The sequence below is a fragment of the Pseudomonas sp. TH04 genome, assembly GCF_016651355.1.
In the GTDB taxonomy this organism is placed as follows: Bacteria; Pseudomonadota; Gammaproteobacteria; order Pseudomonadales; family Pseudomonadaceae; genus Aquipseudomonas; species Aquipseudomonas fluorescens.
Genome location: NZ_JAEKEA010000001.1, coordinates 2,195,228 through 2,220,947 on the forward strand (window position 1 = coordinate 2,195,228; position 25,720 = coordinate 2,220,947).

The 25,720-nt window shown below is 59.8% G+C and carries 28 protein-coding genes; 9 read left to right on the forward strand and 19 right to left on the reverse strand.

Annotation, left to right across the window (positions count from 1 at the left end):
• Positions 1 to 123: 123 nt before the first annotated feature.
• Complete coding sequence (locus JFT85_RS09855) at positions 124 to 834, reverse strand: tellurite resistance TerB family protein (RefSeq protein ID WP_053254690.1); 711 nt, start codon at positions 832 to 834, stop codon at positions 124 to 126.
• Positions 835 to 1,139: 305 nt separating this feature from the next.
• Between JFT85_RS09855 and JFT85_RS09860 the strand changes: the two genes are divergently transcribed.
• Positions 1,140 to 2,765 carry a glucan biosynthesis protein D gene (locus JFT85_RS09860; protein WP_053254689.1) on the forward strand — a complete coding sequence of 542 codons (1,626 nt, stop codon included), beginning with the start codon at positions 1,140 to 1,142 and terminating at the stop codon, positions 2,763 to 2,765.
• Positions 2,766 to 2,811: 46 nt separating this feature from the next.
• On the opposite strand, the gene JFT85_RS09865 is transcribed toward JFT85_RS09860, so the two are convergent.
• The 3 genes from JFT85_RS09865 to JFT85_RS09875 form a co-directional block, all read right to left on the reverse strand.
• The gene (locus JFT85_RS09865; RefSeq protein ID WP_053254688.1) at positions 2,812 to 2,997 is read right to left on the reverse strand and encodes a hypothetical protein; all 186 of its coding nucleotides are present in this window, start codon (positions 2,995 to 2,997) and stop codon (positions 2,812 to 2,814) included.
• A gap of 315 nt (positions 2,998 to 3,312) precedes the next feature.
• Positions 3,313 to 4,419, reverse strand: coding sequence for an NADH:flavin oxidoreductase/NADH oxidase (locus JFT85_RS09870; RefSeq protein WP_053254687.1), 1,107 nt, complete (start codon positions 4,417 to 4,419; stop codon positions 3,313 to 3,315).
• A gap of 126 nt (positions 4,420 to 4,545) precedes the next feature.
• Positions 4,546 to 6,447: a potassium transporter Kup gene (locus JFT85_RS09875; protein ID WP_053254686.1), complete on the reverse strand. Its 1,902-nt coding sequence runs from the start codon at positions 6,445 to 6,447 to the stop codon at positions 4,546 to 4,548.
• A gap of 288 nt (positions 6,448 to 6,735) precedes the next feature.
• On the opposite strand from JFT85_RS09875, the gene rimO reads away from it, so the two are divergent.
• From rimO to tsaA, 5 genes are all read left to right on the forward strand, one after another.
• On the forward strand, positions 6,736 to 8,076 hold the full coding sequence (rimO, locus tag JFT85_RS09880; RefSeq protein ID WP_207201018.1) for a 30S ribosomal protein S12 methylthiotransferase RimO: 1,341 nt from the start codon (positions 6,736 to 6,738) through the stop codon (positions 8,074 to 8,076).
• A gap of 103 nt (positions 8,077 to 8,179) precedes the next feature.
• Positions 8,180 to 8,647 (forward strand): GNAT family N-acetyltransferase, encoded by a 468-nt coding sequence (locus JFT85_RS09885; RefSeq protein WP_053254684.1) that lies wholly within the window; start codon positions 8,180 to 8,182, stop codon positions 8,645 to 8,647.
• A 130-nt stretch (positions 8,648 to 8,777) separates the two neighbouring features.
• Positions 8,778 to 9,488, forward strand: a complete 711-nt coding sequence (locus JFT85_RS09890) for an rRNA pseudouridine synthase (protein ID WP_053254683.1) — start codon at positions 8,778 to 8,780, stop codon at positions 9,486 to 9,488.
• A gap of 67 nt (positions 9,489 to 9,555) precedes the next feature.
• Positions 9,556 to 10,017, forward strand: a complete 462-nt coding sequence (locus JFT85_RS09895; protein WP_053254682.1) for a DUF1456 family protein — start codon at positions 9,556 to 9,558, stop codon at positions 10,015 to 10,017.
• Positions 10,018 to 10,020: 3 nt separating this feature from the next.
• Positions 10,021 to 10,716: a tRNA (N6-threonylcarbamoyladenosine(37)-N6)-methyltransferase TrmO gene (gene tsaA / locus JFT85_RS09900; RefSeq protein ID WP_201229782.1), complete on the forward strand. Its 696-nt coding sequence runs from the start codon at positions 10,021 to 10,023 to the stop codon at positions 10,714 to 10,716.
• Positions 10,717 to 10,782: 66 nt separating this feature from the next.
• Here tsaA and fpr read toward each other — a convergent pair whose 3' ends face one another.
• Positions 10,783 to 11,562 carry a ferredoxin-NADP reductase gene (fpr, locus tag JFT85_RS09905; protein ID WP_017529767.1) on the reverse strand — a complete coding sequence of 260 codons (780 nt, stop codon included), beginning with the start codon at positions 11,560 to 11,562 and terminating at the stop codon, positions 10,783 to 10,785.
• A 124-nt stretch (positions 11,563 to 11,686) separates the two neighbouring features.
• On the opposite strand from fpr, the gene JFT85_RS09910 reads away from it, so the two are divergent.
• Positions 11,687 to 12,613, forward strand: a complete 927-nt coding sequence (locus JFT85_RS09910; RefSeq protein WP_042944277.1) for a LysR family transcriptional regulator — start codon at positions 11,687 to 11,689, stop codon at positions 12,611 to 12,613.
• Positions 12,614 to 12,616: 3 nt separating this feature from the next.
• On the opposite strand, the gene JFT85_RS09915 is transcribed toward JFT85_RS09910, so the two are convergent.
• The 3 genes from JFT85_RS09915 to JFT85_RS09925 form a co-directional block, all read right to left on the reverse strand.
• Positions 12,617 to 12,979: a diacylglycerol kinase gene (locus JFT85_RS09915; RefSeq protein ID WP_053254680.1), complete on the reverse strand. Its 363-nt coding sequence runs from the start codon at positions 12,977 to 12,979 to the stop codon at positions 12,617 to 12,619.
• A gap of 75 nt (positions 12,980 to 13,054) precedes the next feature.
• Positions 13,055 to 13,705, reverse strand: a complete 651-nt coding sequence (gene erdR / locus JFT85_RS09920; RefSeq protein ID WP_053137423.1) for a response regulator transcription factor ErdR — start codon at positions 13,703 to 13,705, stop codon at positions 13,055 to 13,057.
• 252 nt (positions 13,706 to 13,957) lie between these two features.
• On the reverse strand, positions 13,958 to 14,677 hold the full coding sequence (locus JFT85_RS09925; protein ID WP_053254679.1) for a tRNA-uridine aminocarboxypropyltransferase: 720 nt from the start codon (positions 14,675 to 14,677) through the stop codon (positions 13,958 to 13,960).
• 199 nt (positions 14,678 to 14,876) lie between these two features.
• Here JFT85_RS09925 and JFT85_RS09930 point away from each other — a divergent pair, with 199 nt between their 5' ends.
• Together JFT85_RS09930 and JFT85_RS09935 are read left to right on the forward strand one after the other, a co-directional pair.
• Positions 14,877 to 15,317, forward strand: a complete 441-nt coding sequence (locus JFT85_RS09930) for a PA3611 family quorum-sensing-regulated virulence factor (RefSeq protein ID WP_053254678.1) — start codon at positions 14,877 to 14,879, stop codon at positions 15,315 to 15,317.
• A gap of 378 nt (positions 15,318 to 15,695) precedes the next feature.
• Positions 15,696 to 16,808, forward strand: a complete 1,113-nt coding sequence (locus JFT85_RS09935; RefSeq protein WP_053254677.1) for an LOG family protein — start codon at positions 15,696 to 15,698, stop codon at positions 16,806 to 16,808.
• 94 nt (positions 16,809 to 16,902) lie between these two features.
• Here JFT85_RS09935 and recX read toward each other — a convergent pair whose 3' ends face one another.
• From recX to JFT85_RS09990, 11 genes are all read right to left on the reverse strand, one after another.
• Positions 16,903 to 17,370 (reverse strand): recombination regulator RecX, encoded by a 468-nt coding sequence (gene recX / locus JFT85_RS09940; RefSeq protein ID WP_053254676.1) that lies wholly within the window; start codon positions 17,368 to 17,370, stop codon positions 16,903 to 16,905.
• Positions 17,371 to 17,378: 8 nt separating this feature from the next.
• Positions 17,379 to 18,437: a recombinase RecA gene (recA, locus tag JFT85_RS09945; protein ID WP_017137075.1), complete on the reverse strand. Its 1,059-nt coding sequence runs from the start codon at positions 18,435 to 18,437 to the stop codon at positions 17,379 to 17,381.
• Positions 18,438 to 18,520: 83 nt separating this feature from the next.
• Positions 18,521 to 19,021: a CinA family protein gene (locus JFT85_RS09950; protein WP_053254675.1), complete on the reverse strand. Its 501-nt coding sequence runs from the start codon at positions 19,019 to 19,021 to the stop codon at positions 18,521 to 18,523.
• 108 nt (positions 19,022 to 19,129) lie between these two features.
• A complete protein-coding gene (locus JFT85_RS09955) occupies positions 19,130 to 19,687 on the reverse strand; it encodes a glycoside hydrolase family 19 protein (protein ID WP_069552185.1) in 558 nt (185 codons plus the stop codon).
• Between the two features lie 22 nt (positions 19,688 to 19,709).
• Positions 19,710 to 20,720 (reverse strand): contractile injection system protein, VgrG/Pvc8 family, encoded by a 1,011-nt coding sequence (locus tag JFT85_RS09960; RefSeq protein WP_078827820.1) that lies wholly within the window; start codon positions 20,718 to 20,720, stop codon positions 19,710 to 19,712.
• Positions 20,721 to 20,729: 9 nt separating this feature from the next.
• Positions 20,730 to 20,942, reverse strand: a complete 213-nt coding sequence (locus JFT85_RS09965) for a tail protein X (RefSeq protein ID WP_005785409.1) — start codon at positions 20,940 to 20,942, stop codon at positions 20,730 to 20,732.
• Positions 20,935 to 21,318 carry a phage tail protein gene (locus tag JFT85_RS09970; protein WP_201229784.1) on the reverse strand — a complete coding sequence of 128 codons (384 nt, stop codon included), beginning with the start codon at positions 21,316 to 21,318 and terminating at the stop codon, positions 20,935 to 20,937. Before JFT85_RS09970 ends, JFT85_RS09965 begins: the two co-directional genes overlap by 8 nt.
• Positions 21,318 to 23,177, reverse strand: a complete 1,860-nt coding sequence (locus JFT85_RS09975; protein WP_078827819.1) for a phage tail tape measure protein — start codon at positions 23,175 to 23,177, stop codon at positions 21,318 to 21,320. Before JFT85_RS09975 ends, JFT85_RS09970 begins: the two co-directional genes overlap by 1 nt.
• 127 nt (positions 23,178 to 23,304) lie before the next feature.
• Positions 23,305 to 23,877, reverse strand: coding sequence for a phage tail assembly protein (locus JFT85_RS09980; protein WP_053254670.1), 573 nt, complete (start codon positions 23,875 to 23,877; stop codon positions 23,305 to 23,307).
• A 168-nt stretch (positions 23,878 to 24,045) separates the two neighbouring features.
• A complete protein-coding gene (locus tag JFT85_RS09985) occupies positions 24,046 to 24,552 on the reverse strand; it encodes a phage major tail tube protein (RefSeq protein WP_053254669.1) in 507 nt (168 codons plus the stop codon).
• On the reverse strand, positions 24,552 to 25,718 hold the full coding sequence (locus JFT85_RS09990) for a phage tail protein (RefSeq protein ID WP_053254668.1): 1,167 nt from the start codon (positions 25,716 to 25,718) through the stop codon (positions 24,552 to 24,554). Before JFT85_RS09990 ends, JFT85_RS09985 begins: the two co-directional genes overlap by 1 nt.
• Positions 25,719 to 25,720: the final 2 nt, after the last annotated feature.

Consider the following 25,720-nt stretch of genomic DNA (forward strand, 5'->3'; position numbering starts at 1 on the left):
TGGAGGGAGTATAGCTGAGCGCAAGCCCTCATTAATCAATGGGTTTTGATGCAGCCCGCACAGAATGCAAAAACACCCCGATCCATTGTCTGGACCGGGGTGTTGGATCACGCTGGATGTGGGTCAGAGGGTGGCTTGGCGAACCTGTTTTTCCAGCTCGGTCTTCAGGCCGGGCTCGAGTTTCAACTGACGCGCCAATTCATCCAGATAGGCCTTCTCCATGAAGTTTTCCTCGTCCACCAACATCACGCTGGCGACATACATCTCGGCGGCCATTTCCGGGGTGCCCGCCGCACGCGCCACATCGGCAGGGTCCAAGGGCTTGTTCAGCTCGGCATGCAGCCAGCTTTGCAGTTCACGGTCGTCGTCCAGCTTGGTGAATTCGCCCTCGATCAGTGCGCGTTCGCGCTCATCCACGTGCCCGTCGGCCTTGGCCGCCGCGACCAGTGCCTTAAGAATGGCCTGGCTGTGCTGCTCGACCTGAGCCGGTGGCAGGCGGTCGATGGTTTGCGGTTCGCCTTGAGGCGCGCCGGCCTGCTGCGCCTGCCAATTGCCATAAGCTTTGTAGGCAATCACGCCCAATGCCGCCAGGCCACCGTAGGCCAGGGCCTTGCCACCAAATTTACGCGCCTTCTTATTCCCCATCAGCAGCCCCATCGCACCGGCTGCCAGGGCTCCGCCACCCGCACCGCCGAGCAAACTGCCCAGCCCACCACTGCCGAGCAGACCGCCGAGGGCACCTTTGTCGTCCGACTTGCGCTGGCCGCCGGCCTTGTTTTGCAACATGTCCTGGCCTGATTTGAGCAGTTGGTCGAGCAATCCACGGGTATTCATTCATAGCCTCCAGACACTTGGGTTCATAGGACCAGTAGGCCCCCAGCGTAAAACTAAGTGCCAAAAAGCCACGATCTAGAGTGCTTCCAGATGTAACGCCGTCGCCGTGGTAACGGAAACGTCTTGTTTCATATGCAAAGCTATCACTGCGCTATCAAGCAATTTTCCTTCCCCACCGAACCGCTTAAGCTATCCGGCGTCTGTTTATAGTCCGTTGCGTTTGGCCGAAGGCATGTCCGAACCGTTATTTCTGATCCAGCACGTGCCAGGAACGGCGCGGGATTTGCTCACGACAGGTTGTCTCTATGCACCGCAGGAATTTGCTCAAAGCATCCATGGCCATTGCGGCTTACACCGGTTTGTCGGCCACAGGCCTGCTCTCCGCGCACGCCTGGGCCGCAAACCGTGCCGCCGATGGCAAGGCCGTCGCGTTTGATTTTGAAACGCTTAAAGCCCAGGCCAAGCAGCTCGCCGGCACCGCGTATAAAGACACCAAACAGGTGCTGCCGCCGACGCTGGCGACCATGACCCCGCAGAATTTCAACGCCATTGGCTATGACGGCAACCATTCGCTGTGGAAGGAGCTGAACGGCCAACTCGACGTGCAATTCTTCCACGTCGGCATGGGCTTCAAGACCCCTGTGCGCATGCACAGCGTCGACCCCAAGACCCGCGAAGCGCGCGAAGTGCATTTCCGCCCGTCGCTGTTCAACTACGAAAAGACCACAGTCGACACCCAGCAGCTGACCGGCGACCTGGGTTTCTCCGGCTTCAAGCTGTTCAAGGCGCCGGAACTGGATCGCCATGACGTGCTGTCATTCCTCGGCGCCAGCTACTTTCGCGCAGTCGACTCTACTGGCCAGTACGGCCTTTCGGCGCGCGGCCTGGCGATTGATACCTACGCGAAAAAGCGCGAAGAATTCCCCGATTTCACGCAGTTCTGGTTCGAAACCCCGGCCAAGGACGCCACGCGCTTTGTGGTCTACGCCCTGCTCGACTCGCCGAGCGCCACCGGCGCCTACCGCTTCGATATCGATTGCCAGGCCAACCAGGTGGTGATGGCCATCGACGCGCATATCAATGCGCGCACCACCATCGAACAGTTGGGCATCGCGCCAATGACCAGCATGTTCAGCTGCGGCACCGTTGAGCGGCGCATGTGCGACACCATCCACCCGCAAATCCACGATTCGGATCGCCTGGCGATGTGGCGCGGCAACGGCGAATGGATCTGCCGCCCGTTGAACAACCCGGAAAAGTTGCAATTCAACGCGTTCGCCGACACCGACCCAAAAGGCTTCGGCCTGGTGCAGACCGACCATGAGTTCGCCAGCTACCAGGACACCGTGGACTGGTACAGCAAGCGCCCAAGCCTGTGGGTAGAACCGACCACCGCCTGGGGCGAAGGCTCGATCGACCTGCTGGAAATCCCCACCACCGGCGAAACCCTGGACAACATCGTGGCCTTCTGGACCCCGAAAAAGCCGGTGGCCGCGGGCGATTCGCTCAACTATGGCTACAAGCTGTATTGGAGCGCACTGCCGCCGGTAAGTACCCCGCTGGCGCAAGTCGACGCCACCCGCTCAGGCATGGGCGGTTTTATCGAAGGCTGGGCACCGGGCGAGCACTACCCCGAGGTGTGGGCACGCCGGTTTGCGGTGGATTTCAAAGGTGGCGGCCTGGACCGACTGCCCGCTGGCACCGGCATTGAGCCGGTGGTGACCTGTTCCCACGGCGAAGTGAAAGACTTCAGCGTGCTGGTGCTCGACAACATCAAGGGCTATCGCATTCTGTTCGACTGGTACCCGACCAGCGACAGCGTGGAGCCGGTGGAACTGCGCCTGTTTATTCGCACGCAGGACCGCACCTTGAGTGAAACCTGGCTGTATCAGTACTTCCCGCCTGCGCCGGACAAGCGCAAATACACCTGATACAACGCGTTCCCACGCTCGCGTGGGAACGCTTCCCGCCTGCGGTTCAGTACCGCGACACGCTCTTCATTGCCCCGATCAAATACCGCATCGCCATTTGATCGCTTTCGGTCAATGCCCGATATTGCGCCAACAGCTCCCTTTCATCCGAACTCAACCTTCGCCCTCGCAAGGGCAGGTGGCGACTCAGAAAAGACGCCACCGCACCCGCTATGCCATAGGATTTGGTCATGGACCGTTACTCCTGATTTCAGTCAAATACTTCGAGTGCCCACCTCCAAATTCCCTTGAGGCGCGATACCTTCGGGGCCAAGCCGGCTGACTCCCTGGGCCAGAAATCAGACTTACCCTAAGCGTAGAAACAATCTCGTCACGCGTGGGATTTTTTTAGAGCATTCACTTAAAAAACGCTTCGATAACAAATACCTACAGCTATTTCCTACACAGAGGTCGGTACATGCACGGTGCGTCGACCTTAGCTTGCATGACCTGCGAGCAAGAAAAAACCCACCGGGTCAGGGTGGGTTTGAATGCAACCGGCGACGGATCAATCCCTCAGGTCAGACTCATGAATAGGCTGATCGCGGTGGGTCGCCCGTTGGTATTGCGCTGGCCAGATCGCCTTGCGCCCGCCCAAGTCATCGTCGGCATGCAGCGGCCAATACGGATCACGCAACAACTCACGGGCCAGGAAGATAATGTCCGCCTGGCAGGTGCGCAGGATATGCTCGGCCTGGGCCGGTTCGGTGATCATGCCCACCGTGCCGGTCGCGATACCCGATTCTTTGCGCACACGCTCGGCAAAGCGCGTCTGGTAACCCGGGCCCACCGGGATTTCGGCATTGGCGGCAGTGCCGCCGGAGGATACGTCGATCAGGTCCACCCCCAGGTCTTTGAGGCGACGCGCCAGTTCCACGGTTTCATCGGGGTTCCAGCCGTCTTCCACCCAGTCAGTGGCCGAAACCCGCACAAACAGCGGCAGTTCCTGCGGCCAGACCTCGCGCACGGCCTTGGTCACTTCCAGCACCAGGCGGATGCGATTTTCAAACGAACCACCGTAGTGGTCCTGACGCTGGTTGCTGATCGGCGACAGGAATTGGTGCAGTAGATAACCGTGCGCAGCGTGGATTTCCACCACTTCAAACCCGGCGGTCAGTGCACGCTTGGCGGCGGCCACAAAGTCGCCAATCACGCTCTGGATCTGCGCTTCGTCCAAGGCTTTGGGCTGGGTGTGATTCGGGTCAAAGGCAATTGGCGACGGGCCTACCGGCACCCAACCGCCGTCTTCCGGCTTGACGCTGCCATGCTTGCCGATCCATGGCCGGTGAGTGCTGGCCTTGCGCCCGGCATGGGCCAATTGAATACCCGCGACCGCGCCTTGGGCGGCAATAAAGCGCGTAATGCGTTGCAACGGCTCGATCTGTGCGTCGTTCCACAAGCCCAGGTCCTGGGCGGTGATGCGGCCCTCTGCGGTCACGGCGGTGGCTTCGGTGAAAATCAGCCCGGCGCCGCCGACGGCACGACTGCCCAGGTGCACCAGGTGCCAGTCATTGGCCAGGCCATCCTCGGCTGAATACTGGCACATCGGCGACACGGCAATCCGGTTGAGCAAAGTCAATTGGCGCAGGGTATAGGGTTCGAGCAGCTGACTCATGACGCACCTCTTCTGGGTTCTGTGGGCACTCTTCAAACAGTGCTTAGAGCCTAGTCGACAACGGTAGCTTGCACAGGGTTCAGACGGAAAACGGGAGCCGATTGCCGGCTCCCGTGTTGCAGTGGCTTACATTTCGACCTGGGTGCCCAGCTCGATCACTCGGTTTACCGGGAGCTTGAAGAAGCGCAGGTTACCGTTGGCGTTCTTCAACATGAACGCAAACAGACTTTCCCGCCAGCGGGCCATGCCCTTGATACGCGAGGCGATCACCGTTTCGCGGCTGAGGAAGTACGTGGTGCGCATCGGGCTGAAATCCAGATCGTCCAGATGGCACAGTTTCAGGGCTTCGGGCACGTCCGGCTCATCGGTAAAACCGAAGTGCAGGATCACCCGGAAGAACCCTTCCCCGTACGCATCCACCTCGAACCGCCGAGAGGCTGGCACGCGCGGAATATCTTCATAGACCACCGTCAGCATCACCACCTGCTCATGCAACACCTGGTTGTGCAGCAGGTTATGCAACAGCGCGTGGGGCACGGCGTCCGGGCGCGCGGTGAGGAACACTGCGGTGCCCTGCACGCGATGGGGCGGTTGCACGCGAATACTGCTGATAAAGATCGGCAACGGCAGGCCACCTTCGTCGAGGCGGTCCATCAGCAGTTCCTTGCCGCGCTTCCAGGTGGTCATCAGGATAAACAGCACAATCCCCGCCAGTACCGGGAAGGCGCCCCCCTGGACAATCTTCGGCACGTTGGCGGCAAAGAACAGGCCGTCCACCAACAGGAAGCCGATCAGCACCGGAATCGCCAGCACCGGTGGCCACTTCCAGAGCAGCAGCATCACCGCCGACACCAGGATGCTGGTAATCAACATGGTGCCGGTGACTGCCACGCCGTAGGCGGAGGCCAGGGCATTGGAGGATTCGAAGCCGAGCACCAGCAGGATCACGCCGACCATCAGCGACCAGTTCACCGCGCCGATGTAGATCTGGCCTTGCTCGGCGCTGGAGGTGTGCTGGATATGCATGCGCGGGATGTAACCCAACTGGATCGCCTGACGCGTCAGCGAGAACGCACCGGAAATCACCGCCTGGGATGCAATCACGGTGGCCAGGGTCGACAGCGCGACCAATGGCACCAAGGCCCATTCCGGCGCGAGCAAGTAGAACGGGTTGCGCGCCGCTTCGGGGTTTTCCAGCAGCAACGCGCCCTGGCCGAAGTAGTTGAGCACCAGCGCCGGCAGCACCAGCGCGAACCAGGCGCGGGCGATCGGCTTGCGGCCGAAGTGGCCCATGTCGGCGTACAGCGCTTCGGCACCGGTCAAGGCCAGTACCACGGCGCCAAGAATCGCGACGCCCATGCCCGGATGGGACACAAAGAAACGCACGCCCCACACGGGGTTCAGCGCATTGAGCACCTCGGGATGTTGCAGGATGCCGTGCACGCCAAGACCGCCCAGCACCAGGAACCACACCACCATCACCGGCCCGAACAGCTTGCCGATGCGGTCAGTGCCGTGTTTCTGGATCAGGAACAGCCCCACCAGCACCACCAGCGACAGCGGCACCACCCAACGTTCAATCCCGTCAAAGGCCAGTTCCAGGCCCTCAACCGCCGACAATACCGAGATCGCCGGGGTGATCATGCTGTCGCCGTAGAACAGCGCCGCACCGATCAAGCCGAGGATCACCAGCACCGAACGCAACTTGGGGTACGGCGACGCCGCCCGTCGCGCCAGCGCCGTCAGGGCCATGATGCCGCCTTCGCCCTGGTTGTCCGCGCGCAGGATAAACAGCACGTACTTGATCGACACGACCCACACCAGCGACCAGAAAATCAGCGCCAGAATGCCAAAGACCCCGTCGTGATTGACTTGAACCCCATAACCACCTGTAAACACTTCTTTAAGGGTATAGAGCGGACTGGTACCGATATCGCCGTAAACCACCCCGACTGCCGCCACCAACATGCCGATCGGCTTTGCATTGGAATGCTCGGCACCTGCTGCCTGACTATTTGCCTGACCCATCAACCACTCCTGCCCTTTGACCTGAGGTCTTATATAAACAACGCGTCTAAGCTGACCCTAGCATGCGCTGTTTTACTTCTCGTAACAGACGTTTTATTGACCCCGAGGTTTTACCCGCGTGCAACGGCGCGAAGCATAGCGCAGCACTCGTCGCATTTCCCTGCATAAAGCTGGTCAAGTGCGTTGCCCGTCGCTAGAATTGCGCACTTTTTGATCAGAGGCGCGCTAAGCGCCCGTCCGCTGCCCTGCCCTCCTGGGCGGCGGCGTCATTCAATACCGAGGTTAGACATGTCCACCACCATCGCAAAAGCCAACCCAAAGGTCGGCTTTGTATCCCTGGGTTGCCCGAAGGCTCTCGTTGACTCCGAGCGCATCCTCACGCAACTGCGTATGGAAGGCTATGACGTCGTGTCCACTTATCAGGACGCCGACGTGGTGGTGGTCAACACCTGCGGTTTCATCGACTCGGCAAAGGCTGAGTCGTTGGAAGTGATCGGTGAAGCGATCAAGGAAAACGGCAAGGTCATCGTGACCGGCTGCATGGGCGTGGAAGAAGGCAATATCCGCAACGTGCACCCAAGCGTGCTGGCCGTAACCGGCCCGCAGCAGTACGAGCAAGTGGTCAACGCCGTGCACCAGGTGGTGCCGCCTCGCCAGGACCACAACCCACTGATCGACCTGGTGCCGCCGCAAGGCATCAAGCTGACGCCGCGCCACTATGCGTACCTGAAGATTTCCGAAGGCTGCAACCACAGCTGCAGCTTCTGCATCATCCCGTCGATGCGCGGCAAGCTGGTCAGCCGCCCGGTCGGCGACGTGCTCGACGAAGCCCAGCGTCTGGTCAAATCCGGCGTGAAAGAGCTGTTGGTGATCTCCCAGGACACCAGCGCCTACGGCGTCGATGTGAAATACCGCACCGGCTTCTGGAACGGCGCGCCGGTGAAAACCCGCATGACCGAACTCTGCGAAGCCTTGAGCAGCCTGGGCGTATGGGTGCGCCTGCACTACGTTTACCCGTACCCGCACGTGGACGAGCTGATCCCACTGATGGCCGCCGGCAAGATCCTGCCGTACCTGGACATCCCGTTCCAGCACGCCAGCCCGAAAATCCTCAAGGCCATGAAACGCCCGGCCTTCGAAGACAAGACCCTGGCGCGCATCAAGAACTGGCGCGAGATCTGCCCTGAGCTGATCATCCGTTCGACCTTCATCGTCGGCTTCCCTGGCGAGACCGAAGAAGACTTCCAGTACCTGCTGGACTGGCTGACCGAAGCCCAACTGGACCGCGTGGGCTGCTTCCAGTACTCGCCGGTAGAAGGCGCGCCAGCCAACCTGCTGGACGCAGCCATCGTTCCAGACGACGTCAAGCAGGACCGTTGGGAGCGCTTCATGGCCCATCAACAGGCCATCAGCTCGGCACGCCTGCAACTGCGTATCGGCAAGGAAATCGAAGTGCTGATCGACGAAGTCGACGAACAAGGCGCCGTTGGCCGTTGCTTCTTCGATGCGCCGGAAATCGACGGTAACGTGTTTATCGACGATGCCAGCGGCCTGAAGCCGGGCGACAAGGTCTGGTGCACGATGACGGATGCCGACGAATACGACCTGTGGGCTGAAAAGCGCGATTAAGGGTGTAAAAAATTGAAAAAGCCCCGCCTCTGAACAAGATGCGGGGCTTTTTTAGGTCTATCGTTTGCCCATCGGCGCCGATCATCGGCAAGGGGCAGCGGGCATGCGTCAGCATTCGGTTATCCACACACCTAAAATCAGCGACTTCGCGCAATTGGCGCAGATCTGGGAAGCGTCCGTGCGCGCGACCCACGACTTCTTGCCGGACAGTTACATCGTGCTGCTTAAGGAACTGGTGCTGAGCCGCTACCTGGACGCCGTCATGCTGATCTGCACCAAAGACGCGCGCCAGCGTATTACCGGGTTTGCCGGGGTAGCGGCGGGTAAAGTCGAGATGCTGTTTATCGACCCGCAGCACCGCGGCCAGGGCTTGGGCCGACAATTGCTGCGCTATGCGATCGAGCACATGAACGCCGAGGTATTGGACGTCAACGAACAGAACCCCCAGGCCCTGGGCTTTTACTTCAAGCAGGGCTTTGAGGTGATCGGACGCGCGGAGCATGATGGCCTGGGCCAACCGTACCCGTTGCTGCACATGCGCTTGCGCCAACAGCAACGGCGCAGTGGCTGACGAAACACCGTGCCCGCTCCCACATTTTGAACCGTGTACCCACCAATAAAGCCACTACGCTGAAATGGGGCCGGGATTAACCGCGCCCACACAGGTACAATAGCCGCCCCCTTTTGCTACGGCCCTTGTCATGACTGACCCCATACGCCTTTCCAAACGCCTTATTGAACTGGTCGGTTGCTCCCGTCGGGAGGCTGAGCTGTTTATCGAAGGCGGCTGGGTCTCGGTGGACGGCGAAGTGATTGACGAACCGCAGTTCAAGGTCACCACCCAGAAGGTCGAGCTCGACCCTGAGGCCAAGGCCACCGCGCCGGAGCCGGTGACGATTCTGTTGCATGCGCCGGTAGGCGTGGACGCCGAAACGGCGATGGCCTCGATCAGCGCCGAGACCCTGTCCGAAGAACACCGCTTCAGCAAACGCCCGCTCAAAGGCCACTTTCTGCGCCTGACCGCCAGTGCCGACCTGCAAGCCAAGGCCAGCGGCCTGCTGGTGTTCACCCAGGACTGGAAGATTCTGCGCAAGTTGACCGCCGATGCCGCCAAAATCGAGCAGGAATACGTGGTGGAGGTCGAAGGCGACATGGTTGCCCACGGCCTCAATCGCCTGAACCACGGCCTGACCTATAAAGGCAAAGAGCTGCCGGCCGTTAAAGCCAGCTGGCAGAACGAAAACCGCCTGCGCTTCGCGATGAAAAACCCGCAACCGGGCGTAATCGCTCTGTTCTGCGAGGCGGTTGGCCTGAAAGTCATCGCCATCCGCCGTATTCGCATTGGCGGCGTGTCCATCGGCAAAGTGCCAGTGGGCCAATGGCGTTACCTGTCCGGCAAAGAGAAGTTCTAAGCCGCACCCCTTTCCTGACACCGCCTGACTGGGCGGTGTCCTCAGTTGAATACCAGGATTGCCCACCATGATTCACAACGACGTACTGCGCAGCGTGCGCTACATGCTCGACATCAGCGACAACAAGATGGTCGAGATCATCAAACTCGGCGGCATGGACGTGACCAAGGAAGACCTGCTGACCTACCTCAAGAAAGATGAGGAAGAAGGTTTTGTATTCTGCCCGGACGACGTCATGGCTCACTTCCTTGATGGCCTGGTGATCTTCAAGCGCGGCAAGGACGAAACGCGTCCGCCGCAGCCGATCGAAACCCCGGTGACCAACAACATCATCCTGAAGAAGCTGCGCGTTGCCTTCGAACTGAAAGAAGACGACATGCACGCCATCCTCAAGGCCGCCGAGTTCCCGGTGTCCAAGCCTGAGCTCAGCGCGCTGTTCCGCAAGTTCGGCCATACCAACTACCGCACCTGCGGTGACCAGTTGCTGCGTAACTTCCTCAAGGGCCTGACCCTGCGGGTTCGTGCGTAAGCCATGAGTTACCAGGTCTCGCCCGTCGGCTTCGTGCGCTCCTGCTTCAAGGAGAAGTTCGCCATCCCGCGCCAGCCGCAACTGGCCCCGGCCGCCCGTGGCGTGCTGGAGCTGGTGGCGCCGTTCGACCAGGGCGAGGCGGTGCAGGGCCTGGAACAGGTCAGCCATGTCTGGTTGCTGTTTTTGTTCCACCAGGCTCTGGAAGACAAGCCTCGGCTCAAAGTGCGCCCGCCACGCCTGGGCGGCAATACCTCCATGGGTGTATTTGCCACCCGCGCCACCCACCGCCCCAACGGCATCGGCCAGTCAGTGGTCAAGCTGGACAAGGTTGAGCCAGGCCGGCTGTGGATTTCCGGGATTGATTTGCTTGATGGCACGCCAGTGCTGGATATCAAGCCGTACGTGCCGTATGCCGACATTATCGACAGCGCCACCAACCGCATCGCGAGCAGCGCGCCGCAGCTGATTCCGGTGCAGTGGCTGAAGACCGCCCTGCTCCAGGCCGAAGGCCATGCTCAGCGCCTTGACGAGCCATTGGTGGCGTTGATCGAGCAGTGCCTGGCACAGGACCCACGGCCGGCGTATCAGACGCCGGGGCCTGAGCGTGAATACGGGGCGCAGTTCTGGGATGTGGATGTGCGCTGGCACTATCCGGAGGCGGGCGTGATCTGTGTGCTGGAAGTGGTTCCAGCCAAATAAGCGCCGAAAACAAATGTGGGAGCAGCTCCTACAAAAGCCAGCTCCCACATTCATTTGGATCGGTGATTACTTCTCGACGAACGCGCGCTCGATCAAGTAGTCACCCGGCTCACGCATACGCGGCGAAACCTTCAGACCGAAGCTGTTCAGCACTTCGCTGGTCTCGTCCAACATGCTTGGGCTGCCGCACAACATGGCGCGGTCGTCTTCCGGGTTGATCGGAGGCAGGCCGATGTCGCGGAACAGCTTGCCGCTGCGCATCAGGTCGGTCAGGCGGCCTTCGTTTTCGAACGGCTCGCGGGTCACGGTCGGGTAGTAGATCAACTTGTCACGCAGCGCCTCGCCGAAGAACTCGTTCTGCGGCAGGTGCTCGGTGATGAATTCGCGGTAGGCGACTTCGTTGACGTAACGCACGCCGTGGCACAGGATCACTTTTTCGAAGCGCTCGTAGGTTTCCGGGTCCTGGATCACGCTCATGAATGGAGCGAGGCCGGTACCGGTGCTGAGCAGGTACAGGTGTTTGCCCGGCTTCAAATCGTCAAGCACCAGGGTGCCTGTCGGTTTTTTGCTGATGATGATCTCGTCGCCTTCCTTCAAGTGCTGCAATTGGGAAGTCAGCGGGCCATCGGGCACCTTGATGCTGAAGAACTCCAGATGCTCTTCCCAGTTCGGGCTGGCAATGGAGTAAGCACGCATGAGCGGGCGGCCGTTGGGCTGTTGCAGGCCGATCATCACGAACTGACCGTTCTCGAAGCGCAGGCCCGGATCACGGGTGCACTTGAAGCTGAACAGGGTGTCGTTCCAGTGATGAACACTGAGGACACGCTCGTGGTTCATGTTGCTCATGTACGGGGAACTCCTGGAAATAGGTCTGCGCCAAGGTTGATATGCGCAATTGCACAGCATTCTAATGGCGGCGACAATATCTGTTAACTGGATTATTAAGATAAGGGTTATCGGTTATATCGATATGCGATTTACTCTACGTCAACTGCAAGTCTTCGTCGCCGTCGCCCAGCAGGAAAGCGTCTCACGCGCTGCTGGCCTTCTGGCCTTGTCTCAATCCGCCGCCAGCACCTCGATTACCGAGCTGGAGCGTCAATCCAGCTGCCAATTATTCGACCGCGCGGGCAAACGCCTGAGCCTCAACGCCCTCGGCCACCAGCTATTGCCCCAGGCCGTGGCGCTGCTGGACCAGGCCAAGGAGATCGAAGACCTGCTCAACGGCAAGTCCGGCTTCGGTTCGCTGGCGGTCGGCGCCACCCTGACCATCGGCAATTACCTGGCCACTCTGCTGATCGGCAGCTTCATGCAGCAGCACCCCGAGAGCCAGGTGAAGCTGCATGTGCAGAACACTGCGAATATCGTGCACCAGGTCGCACACTACGAAATTGACCTGGGTCTAATTGAAGGCGACTGCAGCCACCCGGACATCGAGGTGCAAACCTGGGTCGAAGACGAGTTGGTGGTGTTTTGTGCGCCCCAGCATCACTTGGCCAAACGCGGCGTGGCGACCATGGAAGAGCTGACCCACGAAGCGTGGATCCTGCGCGAACAAGGTTCAGGCACTCGGCTGACGTTTGACCAAGCCATGCGCCATCACCGCAGCGCGCTGAATATCCGCCTGGAACTGGAACACACCGAGGCGATCAAGCGTGCCGTGGAATCCGGGTTGGGCATTGGCTGCATTTCCCGGCTGGCGCTGCGTGATGCGTTCCGCCGTGGCAGTTTGGTCCCAGTCGAAACCCCCGACCTGGACCTGGCCCGGCAGTTCTACTTCATCTGGCATAAACAGAAGTACCAGACCTCGGCGATGCGCGAGTTTCTGGAGCTGTGCCGCGCCTTCACCGCCGGGGTTCAGCGCAGCGACGAGATCGTTCTGCCGAGCATTGCCTGATCCTCAGATCAGGATCACGGCCCACACCAGGGTGATCATGGTCAGTGCCACGAATTGCGCGGCGCTGCCCATGTCTTTGGCGTTTTTCGACAACGGGTGACGGTCGAGCGAGATGCGGTCGATCGCCGCTTCTACGGCTGAGTTGAGCAACTCGACGATCAACGCCAGCAGGCACACCGCGATCAGCAAAGCGCGCTCGACGCGGCTGACGTGCAGGAAAAAGCTCAACGGGATCAGGATGACATTCAGCAACACCAACTGACGGAATGCCGCCTCGCCGGTGAAGGCCGCGCGCAGGCCATCCAGGGAATAGCTCCCTGCGTTGAAGATACGTTTGATACCGGTTTGACCCTTGAAAGGCGACATAGATGTAGGCAACTGAACCAAAGAAGTGGGGAAACTAGATGACGCAAAGTCAAAAAAGCGTGAATCGCTAACCGCTTAATGCTGCGAAATTGACTCAAGTTGTTGCAAGAGCAGCGCCGCCTGGGTGCGCGTACGTACCCCCAATTTGCGGAAGATCGCAGTGACATGGGCCTTGATGGTCGCTTCCGACACGCTGAGCTCATACGCAATCTGCTTGTTCAGCAAACCTTCGCAGACCATGGTCAATACCCGGAACTGCTGGGGCGTCAGGCTGGCGAGGCCATCGCGGGCGGCCTTGGCTTCGTCGGACACGTTGATTTCTTCAAACGCTTGCGGCGGCCAGGACACATCGCCATCCAACACCTTGCGAACGGCGTTCTGGATGTCTTCCATGGCACTCGACTTGGGAATAAAGCCACTGGCGCCAAACTCCTTGGAGCGCACCACCACGTCGGCGTCCTCCTGGGCCGAGACCATCACCACCGGAATTTGCGGGTATTGCCCGCGCAACAGCACCAGCCCCGAAAAACCGTAGGCACCCGGCATGTTGAGGTCGAGCAGCACCAGGTCCCAGTCGGATTTCTCGGTGAGGCGCGCTTCCAGCTCGGCAATGCTGGCCACTTCAACCAGGCGCACGTCCGGACCAAGGCCCAGGGTCACGGCCTGGTGCAGCGCACTGCGAAACAGCGGATGGTCATCGGCTATCAGGATTTCGTATGTGGCCATTGATTAAATGATCCTGTTTTTTATGGGAACCCTGATGGGTTCAGGGTTCGCCAGTACACAAGGCGACGGCCAGGCAGCCATCGCCACAGGGCACGTTCAACGTCAAAAACACCTGAAACGACGCTGAAAATTCACGCTCACGCCCCAATCGGCGCCCAGCATGCCCAGCGTAGCCTGGAGGGTCAAGCACTACACCCGTGGGCATTTTAGCCAAGTGAGGTTTTACGGTGCCATCATGCAAACGTCGTCTGGTTATCGCACCGGGATATAGGGTGCAAGACGAGTATGGACGCTATCCGTCGAGTCCAGTGATAAGTTGAACTTGGCCGCAAGGTAATGGGTGCTGAACACGTCGAGGTAAGCGTCGAGCACTTCGCTGGCGGCCAGGTCGTCAGCCAGTTCCAGGCACAGCGCGGCCACTTCGGCGGTGCAGAAGTGATCGTCACGCTTGGAACGACGCAGCTTGTAGCGCGACAACTGCTCGGGGGCCAGGCTCAGGACGGGCAGGTGTTCCAGGTAGGGGCTTTTGCGGAACATCTTGCGCGCTTCGCTCCAGGTGCCATCCAACAGGATGAACAGCGGGCGTTTGCCCTTCTCAACCACTGCTTCGCTGACAACCCGCTCAGGGGCCACAAACTCGCCCGGAAACACGATATAGGGCTGCCACTGCGGGTCGGCCAGCAGCGTCAGTAATTCGGGATCAACCTCGGTGCGCGACCAGGCAAACGCGGTGGTATCAGCGATTACGTCGGCGATCAGCCAGCCAGTGTTACTGGGTTTCATCGGTTCGACATCGTGCATCAGCAGGCACATGGCGGATCGAGCCTGCACCGTCGGGCGCCAGGCGCACAGGCAGTACTCGGGAATGACCCGGCAACCAGGGCAACGCTCGGCGCGCGAGCCGCGGTTGAGAAACGGCCTGACGGCCCGCGCAAGGCGCTGGGTACGCAAGCGGGAGACGGCGTGGCTCATCGGATGCGCCGCGTAGCAGGGGAAATCGACACTGAAGGAACTCGAGGCAGGCTTTAAGTGGCGGCAGTTTACCAGAGCCACTGACACTTCTCAGCGATACGCCTGGCTGTAGTGGCAAGCGCTCCCCTATAATTGCGCGCCACTGAACGCACAGCGCAGTGGCTGGTCTATGCACCAGTAACCGAATCAGGAGAGTTTCATGCTGCGTTCCATGCTGCGTCTTGTTGCCCCATCCGTCGCCCTTGCGCTGGTTCTGCCCATGGGCGCCCACGCGGCCTCGCTGCTGGAGGCCCAAATGAACAGGAAGCTGCAAAGCGTCGCGGCAGAAAGCAACAAGGACCTGCCCCGGGAAATCGATGAAAAAACCCTGGAAGTGGCCTACACCGTTGAAGGCATGCAACTGATCGATCACCTCAGTGTGCAACCTGATCGTGCCGAACAGATGCGCGCCAACCCGAAGGCCGTGTATTTCCAACTGGGCCAAAGCGTGTGCCTGAACAAGGGTTACCGCGAGTTGATGGCCAAGGGCGCAGTGATGCGCTATGAAATCACCGAGAACAAGACCAACCGCCCGGTGGCATCGGTCAAGTTTGTCGAAGCGGATTGCCCAGCGCCCGCTGCGGCCAAGAAGAAAAAGTAACTGTTGCTCGATCATCGCGCGCTGCTGTCCAGTGGCGCGCACCTCCCCCGCCGCATTGGCCAGCCGCCAACCAAACTGCTTGATGAGTAACCAATAAGCGGTTGCCAGCCAAGGGTTTTTCGGCTCATGATCAAGTCATCCCAGTCGCCCCTCCACAGCGTTTCCCACGCCGTTCTGTAATATTTTCAGGGCAAAAGAGGGTTGCCCTCCTGCGACTTGCAGTGCAAAGGTTTCTAAATCACAAGGAACATACAGAGCCCGCTTTGCCGCTTGGCGAACACCGTGCAATGCCTTGGGCATGCAGCGATACATGCAGTGTCGTGGCCGCGGACGAATATCTCGCCGACGGCCCAGGTTCTGTGAAGAAGGAGAAGTTGAATGCCTTACGAATCGAATGACCACCTGCACCGTCATTTTGACGAAAACGGGGCGGACCTCACGCAGCAGGTCGACGCACAACTCCAGTTGATCGCCCCCAACAGCCCGAATATCCCCCTTTATCGCGACATGATCCTCACCGTGCTGCGCATGGCCCAGGATGACCGCAACCGTTGGAATGCAAAAATCACGCTGCAGGCAATCCGCGAGCTGGATAACGCCTTCCGCGTGCTGGAACAGTTCAAGGACCGCCGCAAGGTCACTGTGTTTGGCTCGGCGCGCACACCGGTCGAAAGCCCGCTGTACGCCTTGGCAAGGGAAGTCGGCACGCTGCTGGCGCAATCCGAGCTGATGGTAATCACCGGCGGTGGCGGCGGCATCATGGCGGCTGCCCACGAGGGAGCAGGCCTGGAACACAGCCTGGGGTTCAACATCAACCTGCCGTTTGAACAGCACGCCAACCCGACCATTGATGGCACCGAGAACCTGCTGTCTTTCCACTTCTTCTTTACCCGCAAACTGTTCTTCGTCAAGGAAGCCGACGCATTGGTGCTGTGCCCGGGCGGTTTTGGCACGCTGGATGAAGCCCTTGAAGTGCTGACCCTGATCCAGACCGGCAAAAGCCCGCTGGTGCCGGTGGTATTGCTGGATGCACCCGGCGGTGGTTTCTGGCAAGGCGCACTGGACTTCATTCGCAGCCAGCTGGAAGCCAATCGCTATATCCTGCCCACCGACCTCAAGCTGGTCCGCCTGGTGCACAGCGCTGAAGCAGCCGTGGACGAGATAAACCAGTTCTATGCCAACTTCCATTCCACACGCTGGTTGAAGCGTGAGTTTGTGGTGCGCATGAATCATCCGCTCAGTGAGCGTGCACTGGCCCACTTGCAGAGCGAGTTTGCCAGCCTGCGACTAAGTGGTGAGTTCCAGCAGCTGGCTTACACAGGCGAGGAACATGATGAACCCAGGTTCAGCCATTTGACCCGGCTGGTGTTCAACTTCAACGGCCGTGATCAGGGCCGGTTGCGGGAGTTGGTGGATTACATCAACTTGCCGGAGAACTGGGCACAGGCTCAGGGCAAGACCCAGCAGCGAGTAACGCCAGAGCCTGCGTGATTTTCAAGGCAAAAAAAAAGGCCCACTATTTTCATAGTGGGCCTTTTTTGCAGGATCTAACGGATGCAGCAGATTCGATCTGGGATCTCAACGCTCAGTCATCCATGTCACGGCCGCTCAGTAAGCGGCTGATCATCTCCATCGAAAACCCGCGATAGCTCAGGAAGCGCCCTTGCTTCGCACGCTCTCTGGCATCAATTGGTAGATGCCCGGAAAACTTGCGGCGCCAGGTATCTTCCAGCTGCGACTGCCAACTGATACCGCACTCACGCAGGGCGAGGTCGATATCGGCACGTTGCAGGCCACGCTGGCTCAGCTCTTCGCGAATTCGCGCAGGGCCATAGCCGGAGCGCGCTCGGTAGGAGACAAAGCTTTCAAGGTAACGGGCTTCCGACAGCAGCCCCTCTTCCGTCAAACGGTCGAGGGCGCTTTCGATCATCTCGGGCTCTGCGCCTCGCTGACGCAGTTTACGCGTCAGCTCGACTCGACCATGCTCGCGGCGAGCGAGCAGGTCCATCGCAGTGCGCCGAACGGCGACGAGTGTATCCAGTACAACAGTCATCGTTTGCTTCAGATGTCAGTGTCGACTTCTTCTACTTCTTCAACCGGCTCGCGGTTGGCAGCAGCTTTCACGTCTGGTGCCGGGGTCAGCAGCTTGTCGCGAATCTGCTTCTCAAGCGTGGCAGCGATATCCGGGTTGTCCGCCAGGAACTTGGCCGAGTTGGCCTTGCCCTGACCGATCTTGCTGCCGTTGTAGGCATACCAGGCACCGGACTTCTCAACGAAACCGTGCAGTACGCCCAGGTCGATCATCTCGCCGTTCAGGTAGATACCCTTGCCGTAGAGAATCTGGAACTCAGCCTGACGGAATGGCGGGGCCACCTTGTTCTTCACAACTTTAACGCGGGTTTCGCTACCCACCACCTCGTCGCCTTCCTTCACCGCGCCAGTACGGCGGATATCCAGACGGACCGAAGCGTAGAACTTCAACGCGTTACCACCGGTGGTGGTTTCCGGGCTGCCGAACATCACGCCAATCTTCATACGGATCTGGTTGATGAAGATCACCAGGCAGTTGGCGTTCTTGATGTTACCGGTGATTTTACGCAGCGCCTGGGACATCAGACGGGCTTGCAGGCCCACGTGCATGTCGCCCATTTCGCCTTCGATTTCAGCTTTCGGCACCAGGGCAGCCACGGAGTCGACCACGATCACGTCGATGGCGTTGGAGCGCACCAGCATGTCGGTGATTTCCAAGGCTTGCTCACCGGTGTCCGGTTGGGAAACCAGCAGGTCGTCAACGTTGACGCCCAGCTTGCCGGCGTATTCAGGGTCAAGAGCGTGCTCGGCATCGACGAACGCACAAGTGGCGCCCATTTTTTGCGCCTGGGCAATCACCGACAGGGTCAGGGTGGTTTTACCGGAAGATTCAGGGCCGTAGATTTCAACGATACGGCCTTTTGGCAGGCCGCCAATGCCGAGTGCGATGTCCAGACCCAGAGAGCCAGTGGAAATAGCCGGGATCGCCTGACGGTCGTGATCGCCCATACGCATTACGGCACCCTTGCCGAATTGACGTTCGATCTGACCCAGGGCCGCAGCCAAGGCTTTCTTCTTGTTGTCGTCCATTAAAGTCCTCACGTAATCAATAAGGCCTGACGGCCAACACCTGTATAAGTAGACAGTATTGTTCCACAAAGATCCGGGATCGCCTACCCCTGATTTTCGATTTCTGCTGCAGCTCGTCGCAACAAGCCCTCCAGGGCGGCCTTTACCGTTTGTCGGCGGACCTCGTCACGGTTGCCGGGGAAGTGCGCAAGCTCAGCGCTCACGTCCTCGCCAACACCAAACGCCAGCCATACGGTGCCCACTGGCTTGTCCGGCGAACCGCCGTCGGGCCCCGCGACACCGCTGACGGCCACGGCAAAGCGCGACAGGCTTCTTTCCTGCGCGCCCCTGACCATCGCCTCCACCACGTCCTGGCTGACGGCGCCGACTTTGCGGAACAATGCTTCCGGCACACCCAGCTGCCGGGTCTTCTGTCGATTGGAGTACGTGACATACCCGGCCTCGAACCAGGCCGAACTGCCCGGAATCCGCGTGATCGCTTCGGCAATACCGCCGCCGGTGCAGGACTCGGCAGTGGTGACGTGAGCATTGAGCACCTGCAAACGGCGACCCAGTTCAGCAGCCAGTTGAGTGATTTCCTTCACGGTCGTCTCCAGGAATGGGCGGGGGTTTGCCTACCCTACAGGAGCCCATCGGCCATGCAAGTTACAGAGTGCATCAAGACGCTAACGCCCGACGACGCGCACGCCACCTCAGCAAACGCCCAGCACCGCCTTGGCCCGCGCCCACCGTTGCAAACGCTCGTCCAGCCCGTTCAGCCCGCCATTGATGCGCCGGGTAATGGTGGTGAACTGGTCTTTGTCGGCGAGTTCGTTCAAACCATTGCTGTGCCAGAACCATGCGGCGGACTCACACGCCCATTGCGGCTGCTCCAGCAGTTGCGGTTGCTGCAACAGGCGGTCGTCGCCGAACAACGCTTGGCTGCAGGCGAGGTAGTTGCGGCGCCCCGTGATCTGAATAAGCCCCCTGCCCCGGAACTTCTGGCCATCGCCGTCGGCTTCGGGGGTGTTGCCCAAACGCGCGGCCAGGGTGCCGGTGTCGTATTTGCTCAAGTATTGATCGCTGCCCAGTTCGCGGACGTAGCGCAGTTCGCCGGATTCGTGGCCGATTTGGGCGAGGAACGCGGCGCTGCGTTTTGGCGTGCTTATGTCGTAGCGAAGAAGCGCCGCGTTTAACGAAGATAAAAAAATACCCGCGCTAAGGCGGGCTCCAGGCATCACTTGAAGCAGTTGAGGAAGCGTTATCACCATCGGGCTTTACCTTTGAAAATGTCTATGCCGACAACCCATTCGCCGTGATTGAACTGCGATACCCCGTTACCGGATCGCCAACATGCACCACCTGTTTCATCGACCACTGGCCCTGCATATACGAAGGCCAGGTTTCATCCAGCACCAGCAACCCCTCAGCGGCCAGCAGCGGGTTGCCAGGGCAATCGATCAGCAGTTTCAAGCCTTCGCGCCCCACACGACGCAGTTCGCCTTCAGCCACGGCACGGGCCTCGGCTTCGTTCTGGCAGCGCTGACGCAAGGTTTTGAACGGGGCCACCCCAACCTCAACGACCTGTTGTTTGCCACCGGCGCCATCCCACCAGGTCACGCGGCTGCCCATGTATTTGGAGCGAGACTTTTCGTCGAGCTTGGCGGTGATGAAGGCCTGGTCACCGGGACGATTGTCCTGGGTCACAGACAGCTTCACCTGCGGTAACAGTTGGCCGGACAGCGATTTGACCTGCCCCGCTTCGGCCAGCACATACAACGCGTTGATCGGTTTGGTGACCGCGCTGTAGCGCCGGGCAAGGCGGGTGATGAACGCCATGTCGCTTTCGTTGGACTGGTCGATATGCGCAATCGCAATGCCCTCCAGCGCAGGTGCCACACGCGGTGAAAACCCGTGGCGACTGACCAGTTGGCGAAACAGTGCGCCCAGCGTGGTTGGCCCGTAACTGGCGGACCGACGCTGGCGATAACCGCTGGCGTCGAGCATGCTGAAAGGCGCGGCAGTCGCCACGATCATCAAGCGCATGGGAAACAGCACGGGCGTGCGCTGGGTGATCACGAACTCGCCTTTTTCCACCAACCCCGATTCCTGGTAACCCACGCGCAATCCGATCTTGCCGCTCAGGCTGGGCAAGCCTTCCAGCCCTTCGATATTGAGGGTCAACTCCAGCCGGTCAGACTCGATGCCTGCGGCGTCGGTATGGCTCCAATGCATCAGGCGTTGATTGAGCAGCGCGGCATTCGCGCCATAAAACTCCACGATCGGCGTAAAACCCTGTGCCATGTTGCCTCCTTAATCCCACGCCAGAACAGGCCGCACAGCAGCCGGCCGCGCTTGCATTTCCGGCACGACGACCCACACACCGGCGGGCAGTACCGGCCCGTACTCGGCAAGTTCGGGGTTCAGGCGCCAAAGGGTTTCTTCCGCCGCGTCATCGCAACGGCCCAATTCGCGGTAGAGCAACAGGTTGACCGAATCACCGGCAATACTTCGCACTCTACGCATTGACGAATTCCTCCAGTTCCATAGTCCAGGCCATGACCATGGCCGTGCCGTCATCAATCACGTTGCTTTGGGTTTCCATCACCGAGTTGATTCGCCACAGGCCCCAGTTACGGCCGATGCCATCGACCAGCGGCAACGGTATCCGGGCATTTTGCAGGGCGCGTAACTCGTCCAGGCGCTGCATGCCGATGGCGTACATCGCTGCCCCAGTGAACGTGAGTTTCTCCAGCTTCTGGCCGCTTTGCCGCGACTGGGGCTTGCTGGCAATAATCACCAGGTCACTCCAGCCACCGTCGCTGGTACGCACCAGCGAGGAATAGGCGAAGCCTCGGGACAGGCCAAAAATAAACTCGCCGAGGACCATTTGTTGTCGCATCAATCACCTCCAGGAGGATCGGCCAGTGCCGCGTTGCGCCGAATCCCCAGGCTGTCGGTGACCATCGGCATGCATTGAAATTGCAGGGCCTGGATCACCTGGTTGACGACTTGCTGGGCATCGGCGGGGTTCACGCCAGTAATTTGAATGCTCGGCGCGAGGGTGACTTGCACGTTGTCGGTACGCGCAGCGTTGAGTTCTTTGCTCACCGCACCGGGTGCAGGCAGGCGATCACTTGAGCCGAACAATTTGTCTCCCAGCCAGGTGCCCGCTTCACTGCCGAGCAAGCCGCCGATAGCGCCACCGACAGCCGTGCCGACACCGGGAAACACCAGCGTGCCGATCGCGGCGCCGGCAGACGCGCCAGCCCAGGCGCCACCTGCCGTTGAGAGGCCGGCACCGACAGCTTTGGCGTCGCCGTTGCGCACGCCCTGAACCACGTCCAGGGCGGTGTCTACGTACTTCAACGGGCCGAGGCGGCGGGCGGCGGACGATTCCAGTTTGCCCATCGCCCCCCACACGCCTGAAGCGGGCATTTGCAGTGAACGCGCCGTTGCAACGGGCAGATGCTCACGGCTGACAGGCTGCACGCGTGACGGGGTATTGGCATGAACGTCGGAGGGCAACGGCACACGTCCTCGCTCCAAGGCTTCGATCAACCCAGGCCCTCTGCCTGTGGGTAATTGAGATGACGCCGTGTTGTTCTTACGCCTGCTTGTACTGGCTGCGCGAGGCTGTAAACCTGGCGCCGCAGGCCCAGCATGGAAACCGACAGACTGTTGCCGGGAAAACAACGTGGAAAGACGTTCGCCCACGCCACGCAGCGATGCCCCCCAACCAGCGCCTTTTGCCGAAGAGCGTTTTGTGGCGGCAGGTTTCGGTGCAGACGTTTGCTTCTTGGGTGTGTTCTGGGATTTTTTGGGGTTTGGCGACTTTTTTGTGTTTTCGGACTGTGGTTTTCGGGCGTTCTTTTTCCCGGAAGAACCTTGCGGTGCAGAACGGCTACTTGTGATGGGCTTTTCGGCCGCCGCTGAACAGCAGCAGGACTTTTCCTTTTCAAAGCCCTTGTCCTTGAACAACTTGCCAACCCCGCCGCCCAACTTACCCAGTGTCACATCGATAAGATTACCGGTCACACGGGTTTTGATCGTGTCCCCCAAGCCCGCGAAAAACCCGGTGAACACCGGCGAAACCACCGGCAAAATGACCGCCTCAGCCGTTTTAACCGTCTTGGCCATAACCGGCGATTGACTGGCCAAATCATTGGCCGTATTCATCACGCCAGTCTTCACTTGCAGCCATGTGGGCTCAAGCAAAACCGACACAGGCTCCAGCGTCTTGGAAAGCCGTTTTTCGCTTGCGCTGGACTCCTCGCGCAGAACCGTTGTCGACTTTTCCGAAGTCGCCGTCGCATCAAACGAACGGTGGGCATTCGTGTACCGAAGTGCTGCGACCGGGTCGAGAACCTGCCCGCTGCCCACCGTCATTGCTTCCCGAGTAATGCGCCGGTCTTCAGACCGGGTCGATTTAAACTCGGCAACCTTGGTTGTGTCGGTGTGTACCTGTGTGTTCACCAATGGCGCATCAGCCGCCTTCAGCGAAGACAACGACGTTGCAAGCGAATCCACGTTCTCGCGCAATACGCCCAACGACTGTGCGAATTCATTCAGTTTCAAGCCGGCATTGGCCAATTCCAGCACCATCCCGGATAACGGCTCCAGCGCCGTGGTGTCGACAGTTTTGTCTGGCCCGAGAGCACCTGAGCTGACGATATCGGCATCAGATACGCCGTCTGCACGACCGAAAATGTCATGGCTATCCTTGGCCATGGCATTCGCGAGCGAATACTTGTTCTGCATCCCGCTTACTCCTGTTTAACGCCAAGGCGAGTGATCGCAATGTCGTAGCGGCGCAATGCTTTGCCGGCGTCCCAGTCGAGGATCTCCGCCTCATTGACCGAGTAAATCAACGGCACCACATCGAGAATTACTTCGATGTCGCGCTGCGAAAGAAGTCCGCCGGTTGATTTAAAAAATCGTCGATGCGCTCCTGCAGTTGCGTCCAGTCGGGCACCGTCAGGCCGGCGAGATCGGGGATCATCAAACCGGTGCAGTGCGCGGTGATGAACTCGGCACGCTCTTTGTTGGTGGTGAGTTTTTTCATCACTTTGGTGGCGCGCAAGGCGGGCATTTCCAGCGATAGTTCGGTGAGGCTGCGACCGGCCGCGTCGAGGGGCAGCAGCAGATGCACGGGCTCGTCGTGGGACGCCTCCTGGTGTTGATCCAGGAAGAACGCCGCAGGGCGCGTCGACATTTCATGCACGTACTGCGCGATGCTCACGTAGTCCGGGCGCTTGAGTTGGTCGAGCTCTTTTTCCGACAGGCCGGTGGCGAGTTTCGCCAGTTCAAAAAACTGCTCGTCCTCGTCATCACCGGCCCGGGCCAGCGCGTCTTTTTGCGCGGCGTAAAACAACGGCTTGAGTTGAATCTGCTGGATCGTCGCGCCCGTGTCGGCGGTGATCGGGGACAGCAGAATGTGCAGCGGTGGCATCCAGGCCATGGGGCAATTCCTTGGTAAAAAAGTACTCACAAGACAACACCGGTCCATGTGAGAGCGGGCGTGCTCGCGAATGCGGTCTATCAGTCACGCATGTATTGACTGACACTCCGTATTCGCGAGCAACCCCGCCCCCACACTGACAGTGTCCACTTCAGGTGCCGTGAAGGCTTACGGCATCAGCACCGCGCGGCGTGCATCGCCGAGAATGTCGACGCCGTTAAGCACAAACTTCTGGGTGCGCACGTCGATGTCGATCACCGAGATGCCATTTTCCAGACGGTTGTAGGTGCGGCAGGACAATTCCAGGGTGGTGGTGACCTTATCGCCCATCTTCAGCTTCGCCTCGGCCAGGGACTTCAATTTGCCGCCGACGGTGTGGTAGGTGAAGTAGGTCTTGCCGTCCTGGTCTTGCCCGGCTTCACGCACGTTGAGCAAGATGTCGTCACCCAGGCGCACGCCCAGGGCCAACATGATTTCCGGCCCCGCCCCTTGCAGCACCAAAGTGGCGCCGAGCACCTTGCCGCTCTTGGCCATTTCTTCGGCAATAAAGCGCCCGCCGGACATGGCCTCCATGTCGAACTCGATCTTCGGCGGGGTGAACTCCTCCACGGTCGCGGACAACGGCAGGCCTTGAAGGGTGGCCGCAATGGCCTGTCTTACACGGTTGGTAAACATTAGAGAACGTCCTCCAGGAACTGCTCGATGATTTCATCGCGGGCATTGAGTTGATAAATCATGTGTTCGTTTGGCGCGTATCGACCGTAGTCGATGACGATGAACCAGGTGCCGTTCTTGTACTTCTCGACACTGTTCAGTTCCGGGTGCAGGTACACACTGCCGCCGGGAATGGTTTCGTCGGCCACCAGGGTTTGCAGCCAGTCGTTGATGCGCTTGACTTCCTGGTCCATGAAGGACTTGGTGAGGTTCTTGGCCATGGCTTTCTGGCCGGCCTTGACCAGCTTGCGGCTGATCGCATCTTCCAGGCCGACATAGCTGATGAACTTGCCAGTGATGGAGCGGTTACCCAGCAGCGAGAAACCACCGAGGATGGTGCGCGCGTAGTAGCTCACGCCATAACGGTTGAGCAGATCGCCTTCGGTCGAGGTGTCGAGGATGTTGTACTCGACCACGCGGGACACGTCCTCGGCGAACGTCACCTGGTTGCCTGGGCTTTCCCACTGCTTGACCTTGGCCAGTGCAGCAATAGCCAGCGAGGATGGCGACAGGAACACGTTTTTCTTCGCCGCTTTGGAGTACACCGACGGCATGTTGTGCACCAGCAGGCAGCGGTCGAAACCGAGGTCGGCACCGCCCAGCTCGCCGCTGTAGGTCACTTGGTCAGCGACGGACGCATCCTTGCCGTCCAGCACCACACGGGCCTTGATGCGCTTGCCAAAGGCAGCGAACTCACCGGCCACGGCCTTGGTGCCGGTGAAGCCTGGGGCGCCAATGATGGTCAGGTCTTCAGGCACGCTGCTCAAGGCCGCCAGGCCCAGCTTGCGGCCGGTGGTCGGCTCGTTGCCGCCGATCACATTGTTGATCGTATCGGCCGGGGTTGCGCCCTCCTCCACGATCACCACATAGACCGGCACCTTCACCACTTTGAGGATCTGGTAAACCGCCTGAAACAGCGTGCCCGACTCAGCGCCGGTCGGGTCCAGCAGTGCCTGGGTGGTGAAGCTGTTGATGCGGAACGGCGCGTTTTTCGGGATCGACGCGTGGGCATTCGGCGCGGTGCCGACCAGACCGATAACGTTATCGCCCAGGCCACCCATGGCCTCCGGGGATTCAGTGGCATTTACAGTGATGCCGTTGTGCTCGAAGTTAAGAACCTCAGCCATGG

Coding starts and splice junctions, on each gene's coding strand:
- JFT85_RS09855 (WP_053254690.1), bottom strand. CDS start 834: ATGAATACCCGTGGATTGCTCGACCAACTGCTCAAATCAGGCCAGGAC.
- JFT85_RS09860 (WP_053254689.1), top strand. CDS start 1,140: ATGCACCGCAGGAATTTGCTCAAAGCATCCATGGCCATTGCGGCTTAC.
- JFT85_RS09865 (WP_053254688.1), bottom strand. CDS start 2,997: ATGACCAAATCCTATGGCATAGCGGGTGCGGTGGCGTCTTTTCTGAGT.
- JFT85_RS09870 (WP_053254687.1), bottom strand. CDS start 4,419: ATGAGTCAGCTGCTCGAACCCTATACCCTGCGCCAATTGACTTTGCTC.
- JFT85_RS09875 (WP_053254686.1), bottom strand. CDS start 6,447: ATGGGTCAGGCAAATAGTCAGGCAGCAGGTGCCGAGCATTCCAATGCA.
- rimO (WP_207201018.1), top strand. CDS start 6,736: ATGTCCACCACCATCGCAAAAGCCAACCCAAAGGTCGGCTTTGTATCC.
- JFT85_RS09885 (WP_053254684.1), top strand. CDS start 8,180: ATGCGTCAGCATTCGGTTATCCACACACCTAAAATCAGCGACTTCGCG.
- JFT85_RS09890 (WP_053254683.1), top strand. CDS start 8,778: ATGACTGACCCCATACGCCTTTCCAAACGCCTTATTGAACTGGTCGGT.
- JFT85_RS09895 (WP_053254682.1), top strand. CDS start 9,556: ATGATTCACAACGACGTACTGCGCAGCGTGCGCTACATGCTCGACATC.
- tsaA (WP_201229782.1), top strand. CDS start 10,021: ATGAGTTACCAGGTCTCGCCCGTCGGCTTCGTGCGCTCCTGCTTCAAG.
- fpr (WP_017529767.1), bottom strand. CDS start 11,562: ATGAGCAACATGAACCACGAGCGTGTCCTCAGTGTTCATCACTGGAAC.
- JFT85_RS09910 (WP_042944277.1), top strand. CDS start 11,687: ATGCGATTTACTCTACGTCAACTGCAAGTCTTCGTCGCCGTCGCCCAG.
- JFT85_RS09915 (WP_053254680.1), bottom strand. CDS start 12,979: ATGTCGCCTTTCAAGGGTCAAACCGGTATCAAACGTATCTTCAACGCA.
- erdR (WP_053137423.1), bottom strand. CDS start 13,705: ATGGCCACATACGAAATCCTGATAGCCGATGACCATCCGCTGTTTCGC.
- JFT85_RS09925 (WP_053254679.1), bottom strand. CDS start 14,677: ATGAGCCACGCCGTCTCCCGCTTGCGTACCCAGCGCCTTGCGCGGGCC.
- JFT85_RS09930 (WP_053254678.1), top strand. CDS start 14,877: ATGCTGCGTTCCATGCTGCGTCTTGTTGCCCCATCCGTCGCCCTTGCG.
- JFT85_RS09935 (WP_053254677.1), top strand. CDS start 15,696: ATGCCTTACGAATCGAATGACCACCTGCACCGTCATTTTGACGAAAAC.
- recX (WP_053254676.1), bottom strand. CDS start 17,370: ATGACTGTTGTACTGGATACACTCGTCGCCGTTCGGCGCACTGCGATG.
- recA (WP_017137075.1), bottom strand. CDS start 18,437: ATGGACGACAACAAGAAGAAAGCCTTGGCTGCGGCCCTGGGTCAGATC.
- JFT85_RS09955 (WP_069552185.1), bottom strand. CDS start 19,687: ATGGTGATAACGCTTCCTCAACTGCTTCAAGTGATGCCTGGAGCCCGC.
- JFT85_RS09960 (WP_078827820.1), bottom strand. CDS start 20,720: ATGGCACAGGGTTTTACGCCGATCGTGGAGTTTTATGGCGCGAATGCC.
- JFT85_RS09965 (WP_005785409.1), bottom strand. CDS start 20,942: ATGCGTAGAGTGCGAAGTATTGCCGGTGATTCGGTCAACCTGTTGCTC.
- JFT85_RS09970 (WP_201229784.1), bottom strand. CDS start 21,318: ATGCGACAACAAATGGTCCTCGGCGAGTTTATTTTTGGCCTGTCCCGA.
- JFT85_RS09975 (WP_078827819.1), bottom strand. CDS start 23,177: ATGCAGAACAAGTATTCGCTCGCGAATGCCATGGCCAAGGATAGCCAT.
- JFT85_RS09980 (WP_053254670.1), bottom strand. CDS start 23,877: ATGGCCTGGATGCCACCGCTGCACATTCTGCTGTCCCCGATCACCGCC.
- JFT85_RS09985 (WP_053254669.1), bottom strand. CDS start 24,552: ATGTTTACCAACCGTGTAAGACAGGCCATTGCGGCCACCCTTCAAGGC.
- JFT85_RS09990 (WP_053254668.1), bottom strand. CDS start 25,718: ATGGCTGAGGTTCTTAACTTCGAGCACAACGGCATCACTGTAAATGCC.